The sequence below is a fragment of the Nonomuraea longispora genome (genome assembly GCF_004348345.1).
Classification (GTDB): Bacteria; Actinomycetota; Actinomycetes; order Streptosporangiales; family Streptosporangiaceae; genus Nonomuraea; species Nonomuraea longispora.
This window is the reverse complement of the sequence record NZ_SMJZ01000143.1, coordinates 1-24019: the sequence shown is the minus strand read 5'-3', so window position 1 is coordinate 24019 and position 24019 is coordinate 1. Positions and strand designations below refer to the sequence as shown.

Here is a 24019-nt window from a genome sequence, read left to right as displayed (position 1 = left end):
AAGTCGGATGTGTACAAGAGACAGGGGCCGTGCTCGATGAGCCGGAGCAGGGCGGCGGTGTCGAGGTGCCGCTCGACGAGGTCGCCGAGCGCGTCGAGCCGTTCTTCCCGCAGCCGGGCGAAGTCGGTGCCAGGAGCCGGCACGAAGGCCCGCCCCGCGCGATCGGCCACGTCGGCCAGGAAGGCGCGGCGGAAGCCGTCGTTCTCCAGGGCGCCGTGCCAGGATGTGCCCCAGACGTGACCGGCCCGGCACCCGTCGAGGAACGGCTCGCCTCCTTCCACGGTCGCCCGGCCGTGATGGATCTCGTACGCGCTTACGGGCTGCCCGTAAGCGACGCCCTCCGGCCGGCCGAGCCGTTTCTCCGGCGCGAACTCGACCCGCGCCGGCAGCAGCCCCAGCCCTTCGACCCGGCCCGCGCCGGACTCCACGGTGTCGACGATCTCCCGCCCGAGCATCTGGAACCCGCCACAAATCCCCAGTACGGGCCCCTCCCTGTCGCCGACCGCCGCAGCCAGGCCGGTCGCGCGCAGCCAGGCCAGGTCGTCGACCGTGGCGCGGGATCCGGGCAGCACCACCAGGTCGGCGTCGTCCAGTTCGGCCGGGTCGGTCACGAAACGCACCACCACTCCGGGTTCGGCGGCCAGGGCGTCGAGGTCGGTGAAGTTGGAGATCCAGGGCAGCCGTGGGACCACCACCCGCAGGGTCTGCCTGCCGTGCGGCGGGCCGGCGCTCACCCTGCGGCCGTCGAGGGCCAGTGAGTCCTCCACGTCGAGCCAGAGCCCGTCGAGCCAGGGCAGCACGCCGTAGACCGGGCGCCCCGTCAGGCGTCTGAGCATGTCGAGCCCCGGTTCCAGCAGTTCGGCCGCGCCGCGGAACTTGTTGACGACGAATCCGGCAACATGGGCCTGGTCGGCGGCGTCCAGGAGCCCCACCGTGCCGTAGAACGCGGCGAACACCCCTCCCCGGTCGATGTCGCCGACGACGATCACGGGCAGGTCCGCGGCCCTGGCCAGGCCCATGTTGGCGATGTCGCCACGGCGCAGGTTGATCTCGGCCGGGCTGCCCGCGCCCTCGCACACCACCACGTCGTACTGCTTCCTGAGCCTGTCCAGCGCTTCCAGCGCCGTGGTGCGGAGCAGGTCCTTGAGCGCGCCGTACTCCATCGCGTCGACGTCGGCGACCGGGCTGCCCATGAGCACGACCTGGCTGCGGCGCTCGCTGCCCGGTTTGAGCAGGACGGGGTTCATGTCCGCGGCGGGTTCGACGCCGGCGGCCTGCGCCTGCATGGCCTGCGCCCGGCCGATCTCGGCGCCCCCGGCGGTGACGTACGAGTTGAGCGACATGTTCTGCGCCTTGAAGGGCGCCACGCGCACGCCCTGGCGGGAGAGCCAGCGGCAGATGCCGGCGGTGACCACGCTCTTGCCCGCGTCGGACGTGGTGCCCGCGACCAGCAACGCTCCCTTGACCATGCGAGCACCGTACCGGAGCCGGCAGCTCGTGAATTTCGCGAAATCCACCATTTACGAAGGCTGTGACTTCTGCCACTCTGGCTAGAACGTTGCCCTAGAACGTAATTCTAGAGTTACCTACGGAAAGGGTGGGCATGGTCGGTACGTTGGGCTCTCCACGCGCCGGCGCCATCGACGCGCAGGCCCGCGCGCCATTCGGCTGGGCGCCGCTGATCGTTCTGTTCATCGTCGGACTCGTCGACCGCATCGAGCACAACCTCCTGTCGGGCGTGCTCCCTCTCATCCAGCGCGAATGGGGCTTCAGCGACACCGCCGCCGGCTCCATCCCGACGGCCGCCGCCCTGGCCGCCGCGATCGTGTCGCTGCCCGCCGGCTACCTGGCCGACCGGTTCAGCCGTACGCGGATCATCGCGGTGGTCGTCTTCGTCTGGGCGATCGCCACCCTCGGCTCCGGCCTGGCCACCGGCTTCGTCATCTTCTACCTGATGCGCGTGCTGCTGGCCGCCGCCGAGAACATCGACAACCCGGCCGCGGGCAGCCTGCTCGCCGACTACTACCCGCCCGTCAGCCGCGCCAAGGCGTACGGGCTGACCCGCGTCACCACCTACCTGGGCGGCGTCGGCACCCTGCTCGGCGGAGTGCTGGCCGAGATGTTCTCCTGGCGTACGGCGTTCCTCGTCATGGTCGTCCCCGGCGTGCTCACGGCGCTGCTGGTCTGGTTCCTGCGCGAGCCGCGGCGCGGCGAGCTGGACCGGCTGGTCGCCCAGGGAGACGCCGCCCCCGCCGCGCACCCGGCGGAGCCGAAACCGCCGTTCTGGCGGCAGTTCAGGAAGGTGCTGGCCATCCCCACGCTGATCTTCGTCTGCATCGGGCTGTCCTTCCTCACGCTCGGCCTGGCCGGCATCTTCTACTGGCTGCCCACGCTCATGGTGCGCAGTTTCGACGTCGGCGTGGGCACCGCCGGCTCGCTGAGCGGCCTGATCACCGTCGCGGGCACGCTGACGGGCACCCTCGCCGGCTCGTGGCTGGGCCGCAAGTGGCACGGCAGCCGCAAGGGCGGCCGGCTGCTCGCGGGCGGCGGCGGCATCACCGCCGGCTCGCTGGTGCTGGCGCTCGCCCTGTCGATGGACTCGATCGCCGCTCTGACGGCGCTCGTCCTGCTGGCCTGCTCCCTGATGTCGATCGCGATCCCCAACATGACGGCGTGCGTGGCCGACGTGGTGCCGGCCGCCTCGCGCGGCCTCGGCTTCGCCGTGCTGCAACTGCTCATCACGGCGGGCGGCGCCTTCGGCTCCCTCATCGTCGGCATCGCCTCCGACCGGCTCGGCTCACTGCTGTCCGGCATGTACCTGCTGGTCATCCCGATGGTGGTCGGCGGCCTGCTCACGCTGGGAGCGCGGGCGTCGTTCGAACGCGACGCGCGCAAGGTCCTGGAGGACGCCGCCCGCCGGCCCTAGGCTGGACAGATGCCGTCAAGCCTGCCCATCTGCCGCACCTGCGGCGTCCAGTACGGCGAGCCGCGCCCCGACTGCCCGATCTGCGAGGACGAACGCCAGTACGTCGGCTGGAACGGCCAGCAGTGGACGACCCTCGCCGGGCTGGCCGAGGAGGGCCATCGCGGACGGGTGGAGGAGGAGGGCCCCGGCGTGGTCGGCATCGGCACCGCCCCGCCCACGGCCATCGGCCAGCGAGCCCTCCTCGTCCGCACCCCGGCGGGCAACGTCATGTGGGACATGGTCTCCTACCTCGACGACCAGCTGATCGCCGAGGTGAGGGAGCTGGGCGGGCTGTCGGCCATCGCCGTCAGCCACCCCCACTTCTACGGCTCCATGGTCGAATGGTCGCGGGCCTTCGGCGACGTCCCGATCTACGTCCACGCCGCCGACCGCCGGTGGGTGGCCCGTCCGGACGACGCGGTGGTCTTCTGGGAGGGTGACACTCACCGGCTCACGGACGACCTGACGCTGATCAACGCGGGCGTGCACTTCGCGGGCGGCCAGGTGCTGCACTCGTCGGCCGGCGGCGGCGCCCTGTTCTCCGGCGACATCGTCCAGGTCGTGCAGGACCGGCGCTGGGTGAGCTTCATGTACAGCTATCCCAACTACATTCCCGAACGCCCGCACGTCGTGCGCCGCGCCCTGTCGCTGCTGGAGCCGTACGCGTTCGACCGGGTCTACGGCGGCTGGTGGAAGCGCGTCGTCCAGACGGACGGAGCGGCGGCCGTGCGCCGCTCCGCCGAACGTTATCTCGGCTTCGTCGAGGAACGTTAGGCGTCAGCCCTGCGGCGGCCTGCGCTGCTGCTCCTCCTGTCCCGCCTGTCCCTGCTGCTGTCCCTGCTGCTGTCCCGGCTGCTGCCCCTGCTGCTGCCCCGGCTGCTGCCCCTGCTGCTCCTGCTGGGCGCGCCGCTCCTCTTCCGAGCCCGCGGCGCCTCCGCCGCCGTAGCGCTGCTGCACCGCGTCAGCCCCCTTGCTGATGTGCTCGTCGTACTTGTGCCCGGTGCGCTGCTTGGCGTATTCCTCGGCGCGGTCGAGCACCTGGTCGGCCTGCTTGGAGTGCCCCCTGGCCAGGTTCTCCGCCTTCTTCAGCCATTCTCCGATGCGGCTCATGACCGTTTCCCCGTTTCTTTCCGGCTACGGTCGCCCCCTACCCGGAGCCAAACCCATGATGTTTCCCCAGGTCAGCCGAACAGCGGCCGGTTGGCCACGCTCCAGGCGATCCTGCTGCTCATCTCGTCGAGGTATCCCTCCTCGACCCACCGCGCCTGCGGCTGGTGCCCGGCCTCCGCCATCGTGCGTACGTGGGCCGCCACCTCTCGCTGGACCTCGATCACCCTGTCGGCCAGCCCGGCGGCGCCGGTGAGGCCGTAGGCGGCGGCGAACGACTCCAACCGGCGCCGGCGGTCGGGCGGCTCGGGGTAACGCAGCCAGCGCAGGCACTCGGCGTCGTCGCGGAAGGGCGCCAGGTGTTCCAGGGCGTAGGCGACGTCGTGCAGGCGATCCGCCGGCCGGGCGTAGTCCCAGTCGAGGATCCCCACGGGGGCGTCCCCCTGCCAGACGATGTTCCACGGCCCGAAGTCGCCATGACAGACCAGCTCGGCGCCGTCCAGCCCGCGCTGCCCCGTGTGCCAGACGAGCTCGGGCGGCGGGTCGAAGCCGGCGACCGCGTCGTGGTAGTCCCGCAGCAGCGCGGCGCAGGTCGCGGGCCCGGTGTCGCCCGCCACCATGGCCCAGCCCCGCGGCCCGGACTCGCCCTCCAGGTAGGTGAGGACCTCGCGTCCTTGCTCGTCGGTCCCGAGCACCCGCGGCGCGTAGGGGAACCCGACGCCCTCAAGATGCCGCAGGAGCGCGTGGACCGCCGGCGTCCACGGCTGGGCCGGCCTGCGCACGGTGTCGCCCACGCGCACCACCCGCCGATGCGGCGTGTCCTGCAACACGATCTCCTCGGCCATGGGACCCGAGCTCCTTCCGTACCGATCGCCTACCGCTGATGTCCACGATGCCTTGCCGGTCGCGTGCCGCCCGTACCATTCGCGCATGACCACGTACGACTTCACGCTCACCGCGGAGGGCCCGTTCGACTTCGGGGCCTTGCTGCGTTTCGTCGAGGAGTGGCCGGCGACCAGCGCGCTGCCGTCCGACGGCCGCTCGCTGCGTTTCGCGTACAACGCGGAGGCCGACTGGCTGCCGATCGGCGTGACCGTGACGGCCTCGCCCGGCGGGGTCGCCGTCACCACCACCCGTCCCGCGGGGCCGCGGATCCGGGGCGAGGTGGCGCGCATCCTCTCCCTCGACGTCGACGGCGCCGGCTTCGCCAAGCTGGGCGAGGCCGACCCGGTGCTCGGCGACCTGCAGCGGCGCAGCCCCGGCCTGCGGCCGGTGTGTTTCTGGAGCCCGTGGGAGGCGGCCTGCTGGGCGGTGGTCGTGCAGCGGTCCTCGATGATCGTCGCGTCCAGGATCAAGCAGCGCATCGCCGAACGCCACGGCGCGCGGGTCACCGTGGACGGGCGGACGTACGCGGCCTTCCCGCCACCCGTGTCCCTGGTGGACGCCGGCGGCCTCGGGCTGCCGACGCAGAAGGAGGAGTGGCTGCGCGGCCTGGCCCGCACGGCGCTCGACGGCGTGCTCACCACCGAGCACCTGCGTTCGCTCTCCCCCGAGGACGCCCTGGCCGAGCTGCGTTCCCTGCCCGGGGTCGGGCCGTTCTCCGCCGGCCTGATCCTGATCCGGGGCGCCGGAGCTCCGGACGCGTTCCCCGGTGACGAGCCGCGCCTGTTCGCCATCCTGCGCGAGGCGTACGGCCTGCCCGAGGACGCGCCGGCCGCCGCTTACCGCCGGCTGGCGGAGGCGTGGAGGCCCTACCGTTCCTGGGCCTCCTTCCTGTTCCGCGCGTCCACGTACGGCACGCCTCACGGCGAGTAATCGATTTCCACCAGCCTATTCGCCGACGGTCCTCCGGTCGGCGGAGGAGAAGCTGATCACGAAGACCGCCTCGTCGTCGCCCACGTTCGTGGCGTTGTGCACCACTCCGGCGGGGATGCTGATCGTGTCACCGGGACCCATCGCGACCCGCTGGTCGCCCGCGGCGTGCTCGATCGTTCCCTGGAGCACGTGCAGGACCTCGTCGCAGTTGGGATGGTAGTGGCGGGGGTTGGCCTGACCTGGCGCGATGTGACAACGTCCGACCGTCATCGTGGCCGAGTTGCCCAGCCGGCCCGAGACCATCCACTCCAGCCGGCCCCAGGCGGTGTGCTCGACCTCGCGGTCCTCCCGCCGTGTCACGTACGCGCTCATTCGCTCTCCCTCGCGATCGTCGCCGTGGAACCCGGAGGCGTCTCCCGGTACGCCTCGAACAGGCGCATGATCTCCAGTGCGTCGTCCAGCGTGCCCTTGACCGGCGGCCTGCCCGACAGGACGCTGTCGCAGAAGTGCCGCACCTCCGGCGCGTAGCCCAGATAGAACAGGTTCTTGTTGGACAGCTGGCCGAGGGAGAACTCCGGCTCCCACACCAGCGGCGCCACCGCGTCGTCCACCACGAACGACGCGTCCCTGCCGTAGTCCCTGCGAGCTCCCGGCCGGTAGTAGGTGAGCCGCACTCCGTTGTCCACGATCACGTTGGCGCCGCGGCCGACCACCTCCAGCCGTTCGAGCGGCGAGGTCGCGGCCACGCCCGCGACCAGGTGCAGCGAGCCGATCGCCCCCGAGGCGAACCGCAGCGTGCTCACGCTGCTCCCGCCGCCCGGCTCCCACTCGTACGACAGCCGCTCGACCGGCCCCATCAGGTGTGTCAGCACCGCCGCCGGGTGGTAGACGTGGTCGAGGAACCAGCGCATGGCCTTCAGGTCGTGCCGGCGCTCCATCGGCGGCAGGGCCTGCGGATAGCGTACGGAGATCGACGAGACCGGCCCGAACGCCTCCGAGGCCATGATCGAGGCGACCTTCTCCACCGCGGGCGTGAAGATCTTCTTGAGGCCGGCCATGACGAACCGGCCCGTCTCCGCCGACACCCGCCGCAATCGCAGCACCTCGGCGACCGAGGCGGCGACCGGCTTCTCCATCCACACGTGGGCGCCCGCGCGCAGGCAGTCGAGGGCGAGGTCGGTGGCCTGCACCCGCCCGGTTCGCTGGTCGTAGGAGGTGACGATGAAGACGGCCGCGGGCTTCTCCTTGGCCAGCATCTCCCGGTGGTCGGTGTAGGGGGCCGCCCTTCCTGACGGCCCGCCGAACATCCGCGCGTACGCCGCCGCGCGCTCCCGCCGCACGTCGCACACGGCGGCGAGCTCGACCGGGGCGTACTGGAAGGCCGGATAAACGTTGCGGTAGGAGTGCTCTCCCGCGCCGATGAAGGCGCAGCGGACACGTTCGTCGTACTCGAACTGGTAAGTGACGCGGTCTGGCACGCGGGCCTTCCTCTCCCTCACGGACGCTCGACCGGGGGCGCGTACGCCGATCTCCTTCCCGCGCCTTGACAGCCCCAGGGGCGCCGGATATTGCTAGAAATCGATTACTCAAACCCTAGCAGAACGATCCGCGCCCCCAGAGGGCCGGCTCACGGAGGGATCACCCGTGGCGAGAAGGCCCAACATCCTGTTCCTCATGAGCGACGAGCACCGGCCCGACGCCGCGGGGTTCGCCGGCGACCCGGTGGCGCGCACGCCGGTGCTCGACGCGCTCGCGGCGGAGGGCGTGGTCTTCACCAACGCGTACACGCCCTCCCCCATCTGCGTGCCGGGACGGCAGTCGATCATGGCGGGGCAGTTCCCCAGGACCACGGGCTGCGAGCGGTTCGGCGAGGACCTCACACCCGGCCACATGACGTACGCCCGCCGCCTCGCCCAGTACGGGTACCGCACGGTCGCCGCGGGCAAGCTGCACCACACCGGCCCCGACCAGATGCAGGGCTGGACCCACCGCATCGGCATGGACTCCGGCATCTCCCACCGCCACATCCCCGGCCGCGACGAGGCGTCGTACGCCGGGCTGCCGGAGCCGATCCACCACAAGTGGCCCATGGCCAAGGAGGTGCGGCGCGCGGGCGTCGGCCGCCCGCCCTACCTGGCGGCGGACGAGTACGCGGTGGACGGCGCCGTCCAGTACGCGCACCAGCACTTCGTGGACTCCTACTACGACCGGCCGATCCCCGAGGTGCCGCTGCTGCTCAAGGTCAGCCTGTGGCAGCCGCACTATCCGTTCCAGGTGCCCGACCGCGAGTTGTTCGACCACTACCTCACCCGTGTCCGCCCCTACTCCGGCCAGCGGCTGTCCGGCCATCCGGTGCTGGGCGGCGACCGCTTCGTCGTGCGCCCGGGGATCGAGGTGAGCGAGCGTGAGCACCGGCGCGCCACCGCGGCCTACTACGGCATGATCGAGCTGGCCGACCGGATGTACGGCCGGGTGCTGGACGCGCTGCGCCTGGCCGGCCAGGACCTCGACGACTGGATCATCGTCTACACCAGCGACCACGGGGAGATGCTGGGCGAGCACGGCGTCTACGAGAAACAACGCTTCTACGAGGCCAGCGTCCGCGTGCCTCTCATCATCCGCTGGCCGGCCCGCTTCGCCCCGCGCACGGTGGAGCGCAACGTGAGCACCTGCGACCTGTTCGCCACGCTCTGCGACCTGGCCGGCGTGCCGGCTCCCGGCGGGCTGGACAGCAGGTCGCTGGCCGGGCTGATGTCCGGCGACGAGGAGGGCTGGCCCGACGAGGCCGTCTCCCAGTTCGGCGGCAACCGGCTGATGATCAAGCAGGGCGTACTGAAGTACCAGTGGTACGGCGCCGAGGGCCCCGAGGTCCTGTTCGACCTGGCCAAGGACCCTCAGGAGAGCACCGACCACGCCGCCGACCCCGCCTACGCCGCCGCCATGACCGCTTTCAGGGCTCGCCGCGACGCCCTGGGCTTCCCTTCGGAGAAATCGATTGCGCCGTGAGCGGTCACAGCTTGGCGCCGGCGATCAGCGGTAGTGGACCCCGACCTCGGAGACGGAGGTGAAGGTGTGCGAGCCGCCCGGCACCCCGATCACCCGTACGCCGTCGGCCACCGCGGGCGCGAAGCGGAACGTGTAGGTCCTGCCGGGCCCCGCCGTCCGGTCGTAGGGGTAGGCAGGGGTGATCCGCTGGTTCCGCACGTCGGTCCACCGGCCGTTCCTGCGCACTTGCACGCGCAGGTCACGGGCGTACCAGCCGCCGTCGGCCGGCATCGCGCCGGTCGTGTAGCGCACCTCGTTGACGTGCCGCACGCGCGGCCACGTGTACCCCCACCAACTGGTGCTCTTCACCTCGTTGTTCCAGTCGTCCTCGGACGCCGTCAGGTCGCCGTCGTTGTAGATGGACGTACGTCCGGCGCGGGTCACCCGCTCGTACGGCGTCGTGCCCGGGTCCGTGGCCAGGTTGCGGGCGGCGTCCTTGCGGTTGTCCGGCGCCGAGGGGGCGCGCGGTGTGACCCGCAGTTCGCGCAGGTTGAAGTTGTAGACGGTCTTCGGCGTCGCGCCGCAGGGGCCGCAGACGTTCGACTGCGCCCACATCGTCCGGCCGTCGGCGCTGATGAACTTCGACGGGATCGTGGGCGCGTAGCCGCCATGCTTGTCCTGGGTCCACCCGACGCCGAAGTCCTTCGCGCGGATCTTGCTCCACGGGCCCCACGGGCTGGGCGCGTCGTAGATCGTCCACTGGAAGGCGTTCCAGGTGGTGAACAGGTAGCGGCCGAGCGGCTTGTTGTAGACCACGCCGCCCTGCGCGATCAGCACCTTGTCGTGCACCCCGTCCTCGTGCACCCTCTGGTAGACGCGCTCCTCGTCGTGGACGACCGGCGCCCTGTCGCCGATCTCGGCCGACCAGGTGGCCCGCCCGCCCTGGGTGCCGGTGTAGAACTCCCAGGCCGAGCGGTCCTGGATCCGGTCCTTGGGCACGCGGCCGAGGTAGACGTCGGTCTGCTGACGCCAGTTGTTGTCCAGCCCGTACGCGTATACGTAGCCGTCCACGGCGTCGGCGTAGTCCTTGCCGAAGTCCAGGAACATGATCGTGGTGAAGACGGAGCCGGCGAACATCGCCTCGCCGGTGTGCCAGGTCCAGGTGCGGCCGTGATCGGTGGACCTGGCGATGGTCGCGGCGGGCGCGCTGTCGAACGTGTGCTTCTTCAGATCCTGCACGGCCAGGTAGAGGTCACCGCCGACGCAGGCCATGCCCGTGGGCTTGCGGTTGTAGCCGGCGCCGCTCCAGATCTGCCCGACCTGGTCGCCCTTGGCGACGAGCGTGCCGGCCAGGTTGTCCTGCTCGGGGGTGCCGGTGATCCGGTTGACGCCGATGTCGGTGCCCGGCAGGGGGCCGAAGCCGCGGCCGTCGCCGTGGGCGGCGTACAGGTTGTCGTCGTCCGACCAGCAGGAGGGCCACAGGTCGCCGCCGCTCGGCGAGGTGACCGCGCTGCGCTCGCCGACTCGGACCGTCGACGGCCACGTGCTGTCGGGCGGGGACGACGACGGGGCCGCGTGCACTGTCGCGGGCCCGCCGTCACCAGAGCCGGCGTGCGCGGAAGACGTCGCGGCCAGCGGCAGGACGAGTACCAACAGGGGCAGGACGGCACGTCGTACAGGGGCGAATCGGGGGGTCCGCGCGGGGGCGTGGCTCATGCGCACTCCTGGGAAGGCAAAGGGGCTCTCGGCGGGGTTCTCCAGATTTCCTCGTCACGCTATGGTGCGAGTAATCGATTTCTAGGAAACTAGGCGGAATCGGAAGCGATCGTCAAGGGAGATCCACAGTGAAAGACCGGCCGAACGTGGTGCTCGTGTTCATGGACGACATGGGGTACGGCGACATGGGCGCGATGGGCGGTACCGTGGTGAAGACGCCACGGATGGACAGCGTGGCGGAGAACGGCATCACCTTCCGTCACATGTACTCCGCCGCACCCGTGTGCACGCCGTCCCGAGCCGCGCTGATGACCGGCAGGTACGCCCAGCGGGTCGGCCTCCCGCGCGTGATCTTCCCCCACGAGGGTGAGGGTCTGTCCGGCTATGAGCGCACGGTTCCCGAGGTGCTCAAGACGCGCGGATACCGTACCGCCGGGTACGGCAAGTGGCACCTCGGCTGCCGCCCCGAGCACAATCCCACGCGGCACGGGTTCGACGACTTCTTCGGCCTGCTGTACAGCAACGACATGGACCCCGTGCACCTGTACGACGGCGAGAAGCCCGTGCAGAAGGAGGTGGAGCAGGCCGAGCTCACCAAGCAGTACACCGACCGGGCGATCGAGTTCATCGAGCGCGGCGGCGACGATCCGTTCTTCGTCTACCTGGCGCACACGATGCCGCACATCCCGCTGCACGTGGAGGAGGGCTTCCGCGGCACGTCCAGGGGCGGCACGTACGGCGACACGATCGAGTGCATCGACTTCCACCTCGGCCGGATCCTCGACCGGCTGGAGGAGCTCGGGCTCGCCGAGGACACGCTGGTCATCGTGACCAGCGACAACGGGCCCTGGTTCGAGGGCAGCACGGGCGGGCTGCGCGGGCGCAAGATCGACACCTGGGAGGGCGGGATCAGGATGCCGTTCGTCGCCCAGTGGCCGGCCAGGATTCCCGCAGGGTCGGTGTGCGACGAGCCCGCCTGCTTCATCGACCTCCTCCCGACGCTGGCGGGGCTGACCGGCGCCGAACTGCCGGCCGACCGGCCCATCGACGGGATCGACATCGGACCCGCGCTCACCGGCGGGCCGATGCCGGAGCGCGAGGCCCTGTACTTCTTCCACCACTGGACCCTGAACGCGCTGCGCCAGGGCAGATGGAAGCTGCACGTCGACCGCAACCCGCAGCCCGACCGCAGGGAGCTGCCCCAGCTGTTCGACCTGGAGACGGACCCCGGAGAGGCCTACAACGTCGCCAACCTGGAGCCCGAGGTCATGGCCCGGCTCACCGAGCTGGCGACCTCCTTCGCCGCCGAGATCACCGCCCAGCGGGTCGAGGCCGAAGGACGCGCCGCCGGCCGCTGCGCCTGACCCCGGCCGCACCTCGACGTGGCCGCGAGCGCCTCCCGGCCGCCGCCCAGGACCCGGCCGGAGGCGCCGGCTCGGCCCCGCACGCCCGTCGGCGCCGGCATTGTCCCTCGATAATGCCTGTTTCAGCGTCGCTCACGTGACTCTTGACACTGCTGTGCGTCGCCGTTACGTTGCTTGGAAATCGATTACTCGGACCACGACCGCCTGCGCACGTCGAAGGTCGCGCCGTGTTCATCAACAAGAAATCCGCGATCCCGCCCGGCTCTTGGGGGTGCGTCATGCCCGAAGCGGGATCGCCGCGAAAGGTGGAAGTGATGCACACCCTGAGCCGCCGGCGGTTCATGCAGACGACCGGCCTGATGGGGCTGATGGCCGCCGCAGCCGCGTGCGGCGGGACGAGCGGCGCCGGCTCCGGAGGGTCGGCGGGCAGGCTGACGTGGTGGGACGCCCAGGAGAGCGGCCAGGAGGCCAAGGAGGCGCTGTTCAAGAAGTTCGCCGAGTCGCCCGGCGGCGTCCCCGTCGAATACACGCACGTCAGCGCGGCCAAGTTCCCCCAAGCGCTCCAGCTGGCCAAGCAGAGCAAGCAGCTTCCCGACATCCACGTCAACGTGGGCATCGGCGCGCAGGTCGAGCAGCTCATCAAGGACGGCTGGGTGGCGCCGATCGAGCTCGGCGAGGCGGCGCTGAAACGGCTGGACGACCAGCTCTACGAGGGCATCCACACCTTCGAGGGCAAGGTCTACTCCTGGCCGATCTACCACTACCGCTCCTACATGGCCGTCACCTGGTTCGACACCCAGCTGGTCGCCAAGGCCGGCCTCGACCCCAACGCCCCGCCCACCACCTACGACGAGTTCCGCGCGGCGTGCGCCGCGACCCAGAAGGCGTCCGGCGGGGACTCCCACGGCTTGGCCTGGTGCATCGGCATGCCGATCCGGCTCGGCTTCGCCGTCGACAAGATGGCCCAGGCGGGCGGGTTCCAGGGCGCCGACGGCTGCCTGTTCAAGACCGGCGAGTACGCCTACCACGACGACGCCTTCGTCAACGCCATCGAGTTCATGTTGTCGCTGCAGAAGGACGGCCTGATCGCCCCCGGTTCACGGTCATGGAGCGACGACGTGGCACGCGGGCGCTGGGCTGCGGGCGCGGCGACGTACTTCATCAGCGGGCCGTTCACCGCGGGCTCGACGCTGGAGACCGTCCCGCAGTGGAAGGACAAGCTCGGCGTCGGCCCGGTGCTCGTGCCCGAGGCCGGCAAGAAGGTGGCCACCTACTCGGGGCCGCGCGAGGGCACCTACTGGCTCTCGCCCACCTGCAAGCACCCCAAGGAGGCCGGCCGCCTGCTCGGCGACTACTTCGTCACCGACTCCTACGCCGTCGACCTGGCCAACGCAATGCTCCAGCCGCCGAGCGACATGGAGGCGGTCGCCAGGTCGAACGCGCACCCGGCGTACAAGAAGCTGGTCGGCTGGTTCGCCGAGCAGGCCTACCTCTGCCCGGCCCCGGTGGTGCGCAACCCCAAGGGCATGACCGCGTACCAGGCGGAGACCAAGGAGGTCACCCCCGGGCTCGGCGACATCGTGCAGGGCGCGTTCACCGGCGACATCCCTGACTACCGAAAGGCGCTCAAGGAGCTCAGCGACAAGATGACCGCCGAGCGCGACCGGGCCATCGCCGCGGCGAAGGCCAAGGGCGCCGAGATCAGCGTGGACGACTGGGTCTTCTCCAACTGGAAGCCGGAGACGGACTACACCCGGGAGATGTACGGCTGATGCCGCCCGCACCCCCCAACGTCGTGCTCATCGTGGCCGACGATCTCGGGCCAGGCGACCTGGGCGTACTCGGGTCGCGGGCCGTCCGCACCCCGCACCTGGACGCCCTCGCCCGCCACGGCCGCCGCTTCACCGCCGCGTACGCCGCCGCGGCCACCGACACGCCGTCCCGCGCCGGCCTGCTCACCGGCAGGTACGGCGCCCGCCTCGGCCTGCCCCACTCGCTCGGCCGCGGCGCGGACGCGGGCCTCGGGCCGGGCGCGGTCACCATCGCGTCGGCGCTGCGGGCCGCCGGGTACGCCACCGCCTGCGTCGGCCAGTGGCGGCTCGGCGACCGCCCCCAGGACCATCCGCTGCGGCACGGCTTCGGCCGTTTCCACGGCACGATGTACGGCACGGATGTCTCACCCCTGCCGCTGGTCGAAGGCCACGAGGTGGTCAAGGACGACTTCGACGTCTCCGGCGGGATCGCGCACTTCACCGCGAAGGCGCGGGAGTTCGTCGCCGAACGACGTGAGCAGCCGTTCTTCCTCTACCTGTCCTACCTCGACCCCCACGTCCCCTACCGTCCCGACCCCGCCTTCGCGGGCAGATCGGCGGCGGGTGCGTACGGCGACGTGGTGGAGTGCCTGGACCACCACGTCGGCGCGCTGCTGGGCGAGCTGGACAGGAACGGGCTGCGGGGCTCCACCCTCGTCATCTTCACCAGCGACAACGGGCCGCGTTACGAGGGCGCGACCCAGCGGCGCCGCGGGCGCAAGCCGGAGGTGTACGACGGCGGCGTGCGCGTGCCGTTCCTAATCCGCGGGCCGGGCAGGGTGCGGCCGGGAGCGGACCACGAGCCGATGTCGCTGGTGGACGTGCCCGCGACACTGGCCGCTCTGTGCTCGGCCCCGATGCGCGACCTCGACGGGTACGACCTGTCGCCCCGGCTCGCCGGGCACGACGCCGGCCGTCCCCCCGTCTACCTGTTCTTCGGCCCGCACCTCAACGCCGCCAGGCACGGCCGGTGGAAGCTGCACGTACGTTTCTCCAGCGACCGGACGGCGTACATGCCGCAGCTCTTCGACGTGGCCGCCGACCCCGGCGAGACGTGCGACGTGAGCTCCCGGCACGCGGACGTCGCCGAGCGGATGAGGACCGGCTTGGAGGAGTTCGCCCGGACGGTGGAGGCCTCATGACCGTGGCGGCCACCCGCCGGCAGGTGCTCCAGGGCGCGGGCGTGCTCGCCGGTCTGGCCACGATGGCCCAGGCGGCGCCCGCCGCCGCGCGCCGCGCCCCCAACGTGATCATCGTCTACTGCGACGACCTGGGCTACGGCGACCTGTCCTGTTACGGCGCTCCGCTGATCCGCACGCCCGTGGTGGACCGCGTGGCCGCGGGCGGCATGCGTTTCACCACGATGTACTCCGCCTCGCCGCTGTGCACGCCGTCCCGGGCCGCGCTGCTCACCGGCTGCTACGCGCCCCGGGTGAACCTGCCGTACGTCCTCGACCCGCGCGACACGAACGGGCTCGCGCCGAGCGAGGTCACCATCGCCGCCTACCTGCGCGAGGCAGGGTACGCCACCGCGTGCGTCGGCAAGTGGCATCTCGGCGCGCCGCCCCGCTTCCGGCCTGACAAGCACGGATTCGACCGGTTCTACGGCCTGCTCGGCAGCAACGACTGGAATCCCAGCCCGGCGCTGTACGACGGTGACCGCGTCGTCGAGGACCCCGCCGACCAGCCGTCCCTGACGCGCCGTTACACCGAGCAGGCCGTCTCCTTCATCCGCGACCACGCCGACCGGCCCTTCTTCCTGTATCTGGCGCACACCATGCCGCACGCCCCGCTGTCCGTGGAGCCGGAGTTCGCCGGGCGCTCCGCCGGAGGCGACTACGGCGACGCGGTCGAGGCCGTGGACCACTACCTCGGCGTGCTGCTCGGCGAGTTGGACAGGCTCGGCATCCGGCAGGACACCATGGTGATCTTCACCAGCGACAACGGCCCCTGGTACGTCGGCGGCACCGGCCCGTTCTCGGGGCGCAAGGCCGAGACGTACGAGGGCGGGGTGCGGGTGCCGTTCGTGCTCTCCTGGCCCGGCACGGTACCGGCCGGCGTCACCTACACGGAACCGGCCTGCATGGTGGACGTGCTGCCGACGCTGGCCGCGATCACCGGCGCGCGGCTGCGCGACGACCGCGTCATCGACGGCACCGACCTGTCCGCGGCGCTGCCGGGGGCACGGCCCGTGGACCGGGGCGACATCTTCTTCTACAGCCGCGAGGACTGCAACGCCGTGCGCCGCGGCCGGTGGAAGCTGCACGTCAAACGCTTCCCCGGCCCGTTCTACACCGGCAGGGGCTTCTCCGCGACCGAGGAGTTACCGCAGCTGTTCGACCTCGACCGCGACCCGGAGGAGGCGTACGACCTGAGCACGCGCCACCCCGGCCTGGTCGCCGCGCTCACCGCCCGGATCAGGGAGTTCGACGAGGAGCTCCAAGCCGACCGCGGCCACCGCTCGTAGCGCACCGCCGGCGGCCATCCCCCACCACGACCCGCAGAAGGACGACATGGTCAGTTTGCCCAGGCTGAAGGCCAGACGGGAGCCAGGGGAACGTCCCGCGCCCGCGCTGACCCGGCGACGGCCGCCCGCGCGGCGGCGCCGCTTCACCAGCACCCAGGTCTGGATCTGGTTCTTCCTCACCCCGACCGTGGTGCTGTACGGCCTCTACACCGTCTACCCCATCATCGCGAGCTACTGGTTCTCCTTCGTGGAGTGGAACGGCTTCGAAGCGGAGAAGACCTGGGTCGGGCTGCGGAACTACCAGGACGTGCTGGCCGACCCGCAGTTCTGGAACTCCTTCACCGTCACGGCGCTGTTCACGGTCGTCGCCGTCCCGGTCAAGGTGATCTTCTCGCTGCTGGTCGCCCTGCTGCTGAACTCGCCGAAGATGCCTTTGCGCAGCCTCTTCCGTACGGCGTTCTTCCTGCCGGTGGTCACCACGACGGCCATCGTCGGCGTCGTCATGCAGTTCGTGTTCGACCCCACCGACGGCCCGGTCAACCAGCTCCTGCTCACGCTCGGCCTGGTGGACGAGGGGATCAACTTCCTCGGCGACTCCTCCACCTCGCTCTGGACCGTGGTCGGCGTCTACGTCTGGAAGTGGTTCGGCGTGACGCTGATCTACTGGCTGGCCGCGCTCCAGACGATCCCGGACGACGTCTACCAGGCCGCCGCGCTCGACGGCGCGGGCCCCTGGTCGATGCTCCGGCACATCACGATGCCGCTGCTCAAGCCGTTCACCGTGATCATCTCGCTGCTGACGCTGGAGAGCACGCTCAAGGTCTTCGACCTGGTGCTCACCATGACCAACGGCGGCCCGTTCTACAGCACCGAGGTGGTGGAGATCTACATCTACCGCTGGTCGTTCGCCGCCACCACGCCCCAGCTCGGCTTCGCGTCCGCGGCGGCCGTCATCTTCGGCATGTTCGTGTGCCTGCTCGGGCTGTTGCAACTCGCCGGAATCCGCGCCGCCCGCAAGGCAGGAGGCCTCGCATGAGCACGACGGTCCACAAGGCCCCCGGCCGCGGCTGGTCGGTGGCCCGCGTCCGCAACCGCCTGGTGTGGTGGGTCATGGCGGTGATCATCGGTATCGGGGCGCTGCTGTGGGTGTACCCGTTCGTCTGGATGGTGTCGGCCTCGCTCAAGGATCAGCTGGAGGTCTTCGGCTCGGGCCTCAGCCTGCTGCCGAAGACGCCCGTCTGGGAGAACTACGCCCGCGCCTGGACCGACGCGGGCTTCGGCCAGTATCTGCTCAACACCGTCATCGTCACGGTCTGCACGGTCGTGCTCGTCGTCGTGCGCTGCGCGATGGCGGGCTACGTGATCGCCAGGTACAGGTTCACCGGCAGGAAGACCGTCATGGTCGTGCTGATCGCGACCCTGTTCGTCCCCACCGGCTACACCATCATCCCGGTCGTCGAGATCTCCCAGCGCCTGGGGCTGCTCAACTCCCTGTCCGGCATGGTCATCGCGCTGAGCGGCGCCGCCCACGTGGCCTCGATCCTGCTCTACATGGGCTACTTCCGCGGCGTCCCGAAGGAGCTCGAAGAGGCGGCCGTGATCGACGGCGCGGGTTTCCTGTCCGTCTTCTTCCGCGTGATGCTGCCCCTCGCGATGCCGGTCACCGCGACGGTCACCCTGCTGACGTTCCTTGCCACCTGGAACGCCTTCTTCCTGCCGCTCGTCTTCACCTTCAGCCGGCCCGACCTGCGTACGCTGAGCGTCGGCATGCTGGCCTTCGTGGGCGAGAACTCCGTCGACTGGAGCGGCATGGCCGCCGCGGCCGTCATCTCGCTGCTGCCCGTCGTGATCCTCTTCGTGCTGCTGCAACGCTACTTCGTCGAGGGGATGGCGGGCGCCGTGAAGTCGTGACGTGCGTCGTCCCCGCGGGCTGCGGCTATGCGAGGAGCCGGTCGGAAGCGGCAGGCCGTACGGGTGCTGGAGCTGCTCGGCTGACCCGGAGCACCGGGTTCATGAGCCTTTTCTCATGCGGCAGCCATGTACATAGCGCTCCCATCTCATTACTGTCGGTGACTGACAGTGATCCTGCACTAGGAGGTTCTCCGTGCGTCCATCCCCTCGCCAGATCGCCGCCGTCGCGATGATCGCCGCCGCCACCGGCATGACCCTGTCAGCTCCCGCCCACGCCGTCATCGATCCCACGAAGCTCAACAGCCTGGAATCCATCACGAAAATCGACCCCGTCGTGATGGCCAACTGCGTGACCGGCAGCACCGCCGATCCTGTCGGCGCGGCGGCCGTGCCGCCCGAGGTCCCGCTCGTGGGCTGCCTCACGCTCTGATCAGCACGCTTGGATCACCACCGGGCTGCCGGTCATGGCCGTGCGACGGTCACGACCGGCAGCCCGGTTCCGTCAGCGCCCGCCTGGTTCCTCTCAGAGAGCGGTCAGGCCGACGCCGACCAGCACGAGGCTGGCCACGCTCGCCACCGCACGGAACGTGTTCCACGCGGTCCACCTGCGCATGAAGTCCCTCCACGGCATGGTGCCCGCGTTCAGGGCGTTGTTCATCGGTACGTTGATCGCCACCGTGACGAGGAACGAGCCGGCGAAGTTCACCGCGGCGGCGGCGAAGAACCAGAGGGCGGCCGGGCCGTCCGCGAGCAGGCCCGCCACGAGCGCCGCGACCGGTGACCCCAGGAACACGAGGTAGAGCCAGGGGTTGAGGATCTTACGGTTGATGCTGCGCATCGCCGCCTCCGCCTGGGCGGTGTCGATGGCGTTCAGGGCCGGCATGACGGACATGGAGAAGGAGTAGAACAGGCCCGCGAGGGCGCCGTGCAGCGCGAGTGCGATCAGAGGCAGTGCCAACATGAGACCATCGTGATGCTTGCGGCATAAGACGGTCCATGCATCGGGCGCTCGATCACATATGCGAGCGTCTCATTCCCAGGGCCACCGTCCCCCGCCTACGGTCAGCGGAGCGGGTCGAACTCGTGCAGGGCGGCGGGCTGCTTGCCGGTGGTGATCTGCTCGGCCAGCAGCCGGCCCGTGACAGGGCCGTGGGTGAGGCCCCACATGCCGTGCCCGCCGGCCACGTAGATCCCCCGCCGGGCGGTCGCGCCGACGAGCGGGCGCCCGTCGGGGGTGACCGGCCGGGGGCCCACCCAGACGTCGGTGCGTTCGTCCCAGCGCACGCCGTCCAGCAGCGGGCGGGCGGAGGCGATGATCGCCTCCATGCGGGCAGGGACGCCCGGGGCGTCGGGGTCGCGGAACTCCATGGTTCCCGCCACGCGCAGCGCCCCCTGGTACGGTGTGCAGGCCACCCGCACGTCGGGCAGGTAGATCGGGCCGTGCACGGGTCGGTCGACCGGCACGGTGAAGGAGTAGCCGCGGCCGGCCTGCACGGGGACGCGCACCCCGAACCGGGACGCCAGGCGCGGCAGCCACGCGCCGGTGGCCAGCACCACCGCGTCGGCCGACACGGACGTGCCGTGCCGCGAGCTGACGGTGATCTTCCCGTTCTCCTCACGCAGGTCGGTGGCCTCGAAGGCGTACACGGTGGCGCCGCGGGCCATGACCTCCTTGCCGAGGGCGTGGACGAAGCCGCCGGGGTCGACGTAGCGCTGACCGTCGATCCGCACGCCCGCCCGCAGGGCCGCGGAGGCGAGCGGCGCCTGCTCGGCGAGCCTGGCGCCTTCCAGGGCCGTGTGGTCGACGGGCTGTCCCGCGTCGGCCATCCGGCGCAGCTCGCGCAGCAGGGTCTCGGCCTGCTTCGGGGTGTGGAAGGCCGCGGTGATGGGCGCCTCGACGACGGGGGCGTCCACGCCGTTCGCGGTGAGCACGTCGTACGCCTCGAAGCACTCCTCGTTGAGCGGCAGGTTGGCGCGTACGGCCCGCGTCCAGGACGGCCACCGGGAGTTGGCGGCGAATCTGAGCAGGAACGCCCACAACTTCGGATCGAAGGTGGCGGGGACGTGCAGCGGCGCGGACGGGTTGACCAGCGACTTCAGGCCGTAACGCACGACGGAGGGCTCGTTGAGCGGGATGGCCAGGCCCGGCGCGACCCATCCCGCGTTGCCCCAGGACGCCCCGGCCGCCACGCCGCCCCGGTCGACGACGTGGACCTCGACACCGCGTTCCTGGAGGAACCACGCGGTCGACAGGCCGACGATGCCGGCGCCCACCACGATCGCCGACCGCGGCGGGTTGGTGATGCGCTCGCTCATGGCATGCCTCCGTACTGGACAAAAGTCTCTTTTCTTCAGGATCACGCGCACGAGACCAGCAGGTGTTGTGCGGAGGCGACAATCGCGACGGCCGGATTGTGCGACCGTCACAACGGGCGGTCGTCCTCCAGGGCGGCCAGCGTGATGATCATGGCGAGGCGCTGGCGGGCGTCGTCCAGGTCGAGCGGGGTGATCTGGGTGATCTTGCGGAGCCGGTTGCGTACGGTGTTGGGATGCACGCCGAGCCGTTCCGCGGCCACGGCGGGGTCGCCCTGCGCCTCCAGCCACGCCCGCAGCGTGGCCATGTAGTGGGTGCCGTGGCTGGTGTCGTGCCGGCGCAGCGCGCCGACCGGCCCGCGCGCGGGGGTGCGTCCGGTGCGCGCGGCGGCACGCAGCCGCCGCAGCAGGATGTCGTCCCACGACTCGTCGTACGCCGGCGGCGCGGCGTGCGGGGGGCCCGCCTCACGCAGCGCCAGGCACTCGTCGGCCTCCTGCCGGCTGGCCGGCAGCTCCGAGGCCCTGGCCGGCGCCCCGATCCCGGCCAGCAGCCGTACCTGCGCGGGAAGGGCGGACTCCAGCGCGGACACCCAGGCGCGCGCCGCGTCGGCGTCCTCGCCGGGCAGGATCGTGTAGAGCGTGTTGCCCAGCAGCGTGCTGCGTCCCGGCCGCGACCAGCCGAAGCCCGTGGTGGCCCGCTCGAACGCCAGCAGCAGCGCGGCGTGCCGCTCCTCCTCGGTGTGCGCGCGGACGGCGATGACGCGCAACGTCTCGCCGGCCACCCCCAGCTGGCTGAGCACCGTCGCGGCGTCAGCGCTGCCCTCCAGCAGCCGGATGGCCAGGTCGGACTCCACCTGCCGCTCCAGGTCCGCACTCGCCCGCGAGCGCAGCAGGTGCAGCGCCACCGTGCGCGCCCCGTCGCTCAGGGCGCCGAGCCGCGCCCCGGTCAGCGGGCTGCCGCAGGTCACCCAGACCGAGCCGAGCACCTCGCGGCCTGCCCGCACGGCCACCGCCATCCGCCCGGTCAGCCCGTGGGCCGGGTCCTGCTCGACGAACACCGGCTCGTCGGACGCGGCCAGCCGGTCGAACACGCCCCTGGACTGGAACAGCTCGCGCAGCCGGCCGGGAACCTGCCGCACCAGGATCGTCTCCAGCCGGGCGGGGTCGCCCGCCTGCTGGGAGCGTGAGTACGCCAGCACCCGCGACAGGCGGTCCTCGATGGTGACCGCGCCGCCGACGACGTCGGCCAGGCTGTCGGCCAGTGCGAACAGGTCCGTCGGCCCGCGACCGGCCTCCGTCTCACTCCCTTCCAGGACGAGCCCGTACACCACGCCGGCCAGCTGGCTCCACGACACGGCGGGATCGACGAGCATGACCGCCACACCCTCGCTCTCGCCGGCCGAGGACGCCTCGCGGGCGGCCTCGGCGCCGGCGCGCGCCAGCACGACGGTGGCCCGCGCCGACACCGCCCACCGCACCGCCTCGGTCACCGACGGGGCGCCGATGGCCATCAGCACGTCACCCTGGACGCGCTCGTCGGTGGGGTCCGGCATCGCCACGCTGCGCAGCTGGGCCGCGCGCATCTCGGGACGCCCGCACAGCCGCACCCCGTATCCGCCGAGCACGTTGACCAGGCGATCGAGTCGGATCACAGGGCTACCCTGCCCCGGCGATCAGCGGCCACGCGCGGCGATCCTGGATGCCAAGGCGGGCATCAGGCACAGCCGCATCAGGCCTCGTACGGTGGCGTTCTGCGGCTCGGGCGGCGTGCTGACCGGAATGCGCAGGGCGGCGTCCAGGCGGTGCAGCAGCCGCGCCTGCAGAGCGCCGCCGCCGGTCACCGTCAGGCCGTTGCCGCGCACGGCCGTACGGACCTGCGGGGGCAGGCGGCGCAGCAGCACGGCCGTCATGTCGACGACGGCGTCCAGCACGTACGGCAGCAGCCCCGCGTTGGTCGTGGCGCCCAGCTGGATGGCCATGGCCTCGCTGATGACGCCGTCGCGGATGGCGACCACCTCGACGATGCCCGCGCCCACGTCGAGCAGCAGGAACGGCCGCGAGTCCGTGACGTCCAGGCCGACGCCGACGGCCGCGGCCAGGGGCTCCTCCACCAGCGTCACCCCGCACCCGGCGGCCTCGGACACCGCGGTGCGCACCGCACGCCGGTCGCTGGGCGACGCGGCGACGGGCACGCCGACCACCACCTGCTCCATCGAGCCGTCGCCCGCCGTCTGGACGTCGCGCAGCACGAGGCGTACGAGGCGCAGGCAGGCGCCGGGGTCGGCGACCATGCCGTGCCGGATCGGGCGTACCGGATCGGCGACGCCGGCGATGGACCGGGAGGCGACGACGGCCGAGGGGCGGTCGGCGACGGCGACCCCGCTCGACGTCAGCGCTCTGGTGTGCGCGGTGCCCAGATCGAGCGCCACCCTGCCGTGGCGGGTGCGCTGGAGAGTGGGGGCTGATTCGAGCTCGGCCATGACGGTGTTCGGCTCCTTGCTTGACGCGAAGGGAAGGGGTGTGTCCGGGTACGGCCCCACCGGCGGGCAGCCGGACGCGCACGGCCGGGCCGCGGCGCGGCCGTGGACGGACGGTGAGCGGCTAGGCCGGCGGCGGGCTGCGTGACCCCGCGGGGCGGTGCCCGAACTGCTGAGGGTCTCCGACGGCGGCCGAGCCGTGCGGCGGGGGCAGCAGCGCGAGATGGGCGGCGTCGCCCTGCCGCGCGCCGGACCGCGCCGGCGCCAGGGGTTCGCGGCCGGTGGAGAGCTGGGGCGGCAGGCCCGTCAGCCGGGGGTCCGTGGTGCCCGGGCTCCACGTCGTCGCCTCCTGGATGACGGGGTCACCGGCGGCGTGCCAGACGCTCGACGCGCCGGCCACCAGCGAGCACACCAGGACCAGGCTCAGCACGATGAGCCTGCCCGGGGTGTTCCAGGGTCCCGTCACACGGCCGACCATAGCCCAACTGAGACGATGACGGCATGCAGAAACTCTCGCTCGTCGCGCTGGCCCGTCAGCGAACCGGCCTGGCGGTCGGCGCCGGCGCGTGGATGGCGCGCACGGGAGACCTGCTCGTCGTGCCCGACGCCCGCCACAGTCTCGAGGCGCCGGAGGACTCGCGGTCCTGCTGACCGTCGTCAAGCGGCGCTGACCCGGCGCTCGCGGCTGTCACCGCCGGCCGGTCCTCCCGGGCCGGCCTCGTACGCCGTGCGGCCTCTTGACAGGGAGCCTGCGATTTGACAACTTCCTTGGCAGATCGAGGTTGACAACGTTGTCATCCTGGGAGATCGCTGTGAGCACCCCCTGGCCGTCCCCGTCCCGTCCCGACAAGGCACGACCCACGCAGCCGCCTTCGTGACGCTGCCCGACCGAGCCCCCGTACCGGCTGACGCACGGAAGGTTTCCCCCCGATGAAGCACCCTCGCCGACGATCCCTCATGGCGGCGCTCTTATGCGCGGGCGTCGCCCTCGCACTCTCCGCCCCCGCTGCCGCCGCGCTGACCACCCCGTACGGCACCGCGGGCGCCACCGCACAGAAAGGTCCAGACCCGATTCCCAATCCCGGCCC

General features: G+C 71.4%; 23 protein-coding genes. 12 read left to right on the top strand and 11 right to left on the bottom strand.

Going from position 1 to position 24019, the window contains the following annotated elements:
• The coding region (locus E1267_RS30340; protein WP_132337467.1) for a cobyric acid synthase at positions 1-1469 on the bottom strand (1469 nt) is incomplete at its 3' end.
• A 134-nt stretch (positions 1470-1603) separates the two neighbouring features.
• Here E1267_RS30340 and E1267_RS30335 point away from each other — a divergent pair.
• Together E1267_RS30335 and E1267_RS30330 are read left to right on the top strand one after the other, a co-directional pair.
• Positions 1604-2926: an MFS transporter gene (locus E1267_RS30335; RefSeq protein ID WP_132337465.1), complete on the top strand. Its 1323-nt coding sequence runs from the start codon at positions 1604-1606 to the stop codon at positions 2924-2926.
• A 9-nt stretch (positions 2927-2935) separates the two neighbouring features.
• Positions 2936-3739 carry an MBL fold metallo-hydrolase gene (locus E1267_RS30330; RefSeq protein ID WP_132337463.1) on the top strand — a complete coding sequence of 268 codons (804 nt, stop codon included), beginning with the start codon at positions 2936-2938 and terminating at the stop codon, positions 3737-3739.
• A 3-nt stretch (positions 3740-3742) separates the two neighbouring features.
• On the opposite strand, the gene E1267_RS30325 is transcribed toward E1267_RS30330, so the two are convergent.
• Both E1267_RS30325 and E1267_RS30320 read right to left on the bottom strand, forming a co-directional pair.
• Positions 3743-4075 carry an antitoxin gene (locus E1267_RS30325; protein ID WP_132337461.1) on the bottom strand — a complete coding sequence of 111 codons (333 nt, stop codon included), beginning with the start codon at positions 4073-4075 and terminating at the stop codon, positions 3743-3745.
• 71 nt (positions 4076-4146) lie between these two features.
• Positions 4147-4917, bottom strand: a complete 771-nt coding sequence (locus E1267_RS30320) for an aminoglycoside phosphotransferase family protein (protein ID WP_132337459.1) — start codon at positions 4915-4917, stop codon at positions 4147-4149.
• Positions 4918-5002: 85 nt separating this feature from the next.
• On the opposite strand from E1267_RS30320, the gene E1267_RS30315 reads away from it, so the two are divergent.
• Positions 5003-5887, top strand: coding sequence for a DNA-3-methyladenine glycosylase family protein (locus E1267_RS30315; RefSeq protein WP_132337457.1), 885 nt, complete (start codon positions 5003-5005; stop codon positions 5885-5887).
• A gap of 15 nt (positions 5888-5902) precedes the next feature.
• On the opposite strand, the gene E1267_RS30310 is transcribed toward E1267_RS30315, so the two are convergent.
• Positions 5903-6259, bottom strand: coding sequence for a cupin domain-containing protein (locus E1267_RS30310; RefSeq protein ID WP_132337455.1), 357 nt, complete (start codon positions 6257-6259; stop codon positions 5903-5905).
• Positions 6256-7365, bottom strand: a complete 1110-nt coding sequence (locus E1267_RS30305) for a Gfo/Idh/MocA family oxidoreductase (protein WP_132337453.1) — start codon at positions 7363-7365, stop codon at positions 6256-6258. The genes E1267_RS30310 and E1267_RS30305 overlap by 4 nt, the downstream gene beginning before the upstream one ends.
• 166 nt (positions 7366-7531) lie before the next feature.
• Between E1267_RS30305 and E1267_RS30300 the strand changes: the two genes are divergently transcribed.
• Complete coding sequence (locus E1267_RS30300; protein ID WP_132337451.1) at positions 7532-8893, top strand: sulfatase-like hydrolase/transferase; 1362 nt, start codon at positions 7532-7534, stop codon at positions 8891-8893.
• 24 nt (positions 8894-8917) lie between these two features.
• Here the strand turns inward: E1267_RS30300 and E1267_RS30295 are convergent, their stop codons facing one another.
• Positions 8918-10588, bottom strand: a complete 1671-nt coding sequence (locus tag E1267_RS30295; protein WP_132337449.1) for a DUF4185 domain-containing protein — start codon at positions 10586-10588, stop codon at positions 8918-8920.
• Positions 10589-10716: 128 nt separating this feature from the next.
• Here E1267_RS30295 and E1267_RS30290 point away from each other — a divergent pair, with 128 nt between their 5' ends.
• The 7 genes from E1267_RS30290 to E1267_RS30260 all read left to right on the top strand — a co-directional run bounded on the left by E1267_RS30290 (position 10717) and on the right by E1267_RS30260 (position 18571).
• Positions 10717-11952, top strand: coding sequence for a sulfatase family protein (locus E1267_RS30290; protein ID WP_132337447.1), 1236 nt, complete (start codon positions 10717-10719; stop codon positions 11950-11952).
• A 314-nt stretch (positions 11953-12266) separates the two neighbouring features.
• Positions 12267-13724 carry an ABC transporter substrate-binding protein gene (locus E1267_RS30285; protein ID WP_165959875.1) on the top strand — a complete coding sequence of 486 codons (1458 nt, stop codon included), beginning with the start codon at positions 12267-12269 and terminating at the stop codon, positions 13722-13724.
• Positions 13724-14905 (top strand): sulfatase-like hydrolase/transferase, encoded by a 1182-nt coding sequence (locus E1267_RS30280; RefSeq protein WP_132337443.1) that lies wholly within the window; start codon positions 13724-13726, stop codon positions 14903-14905. Before E1267_RS30285 ends, E1267_RS30280 begins: the two co-directional genes overlap by 1 nt.
• A complete protein-coding gene (locus tag E1267_RS30275) occupies positions 14902-16230 on the top strand; it encodes a sulfatase family protein (protein ID WP_132337441.1) in 1329 nt (442 codons plus the stop codon). Before E1267_RS30280 ends, E1267_RS30275 begins: the two co-directional genes overlap by 4 nt.
• Before the next feature lie 46 nt (positions 16231-16276).
• On the top strand, positions 16277-17266 hold the full coding sequence (locus E1267_RS30270) for a carbohydrate ABC transporter permease (RefSeq protein WP_132337439.1): 990 nt from the start codon (positions 16277-16279) through the stop codon (positions 17264-17266).
• Positions 17263-18141, top strand: a complete 879-nt coding sequence (locus E1267_RS30265; RefSeq protein ID WP_132337437.1) for a carbohydrate ABC transporter permease — start codon at positions 17263-17265, stop codon at positions 18139-18141. Before E1267_RS30270 ends, E1267_RS30265 begins: the two co-directional genes overlap by 4 nt.
• A gap of 193 nt (positions 18142-18334) precedes the next feature.
• Positions 18335-18571: a hypothetical protein gene (locus E1267_RS30260; protein WP_132337435.1), complete on the top strand. Its 237-nt coding sequence runs from the start codon at positions 18335-18337 to the stop codon at positions 18569-18571.
• 93 nt (positions 18572-18664) lie between these two features.
• Here the strand turns inward: E1267_RS30260 and E1267_RS30255 are convergent, their stop codons facing one another.
• The 5 genes from E1267_RS30255 to E1267_RS30235 form a co-directional block, all read right to left on the bottom strand.
• Positions 18665-19102: an anthrone oxygenase family protein gene (locus E1267_RS30255; RefSeq protein ID WP_132337433.1), complete on the bottom strand. Its 438-nt coding sequence runs from the start codon at positions 19100-19102 to the stop codon at positions 18665-18667.
• 101 nt (positions 19103-19203) lie between these two features.
• Positions 19204-20457 (bottom strand): NAD(P)/FAD-dependent oxidoreductase, encoded by a 1254-nt coding sequence (locus E1267_RS30250; protein ID WP_132337431.1) that lies wholly within the window; start codon positions 20455-20457, stop codon positions 19204-19206.
• Between the two features lie 107 nt (positions 20458-20564).
• The gene (locus E1267_RS30245) at positions 20565-22106 is read right to left on the bottom strand and encodes a PucR family transcriptional regulator (RefSeq protein WP_132337429.1); all 1542 of its coding nucleotides are present in this window, start codon (positions 22104-22106) and stop codon (positions 20565-20567) included.
• 21 nt (positions 22107-22127) lie between these two features.
• Positions 22128-22934: a rod shape-determining protein gene (locus E1267_RS30240; RefSeq protein ID WP_132337427.1), complete on the bottom strand. Its 807-nt coding sequence runs from the start codon at positions 22932-22934 to the stop codon at positions 22128-22130.
• A 121-nt stretch (positions 22935-23055) separates the two neighbouring features.
• Complete coding sequence (locus E1267_RS30235) at positions 23056-23397, bottom strand: hypothetical protein (RefSeq protein WP_132337425.1); 342 nt, start codon at positions 23395-23397, stop codon at positions 23056-23058.
• 35 nt (positions 23398-23432) lie between these two features.
• Between E1267_RS30235 and E1267_RS46685 the strand changes: the two genes are divergently transcribed.
• Positions 23433-23582: a hypothetical protein gene (locus E1267_RS46685; RefSeq protein ID WP_246064350.1), complete on the top strand. Its 150-nt coding sequence runs from the start codon at positions 23433-23435 to the stop codon at positions 23580-23582.
• Positions 23583-24019: the final 437 nt, after the last annotated feature.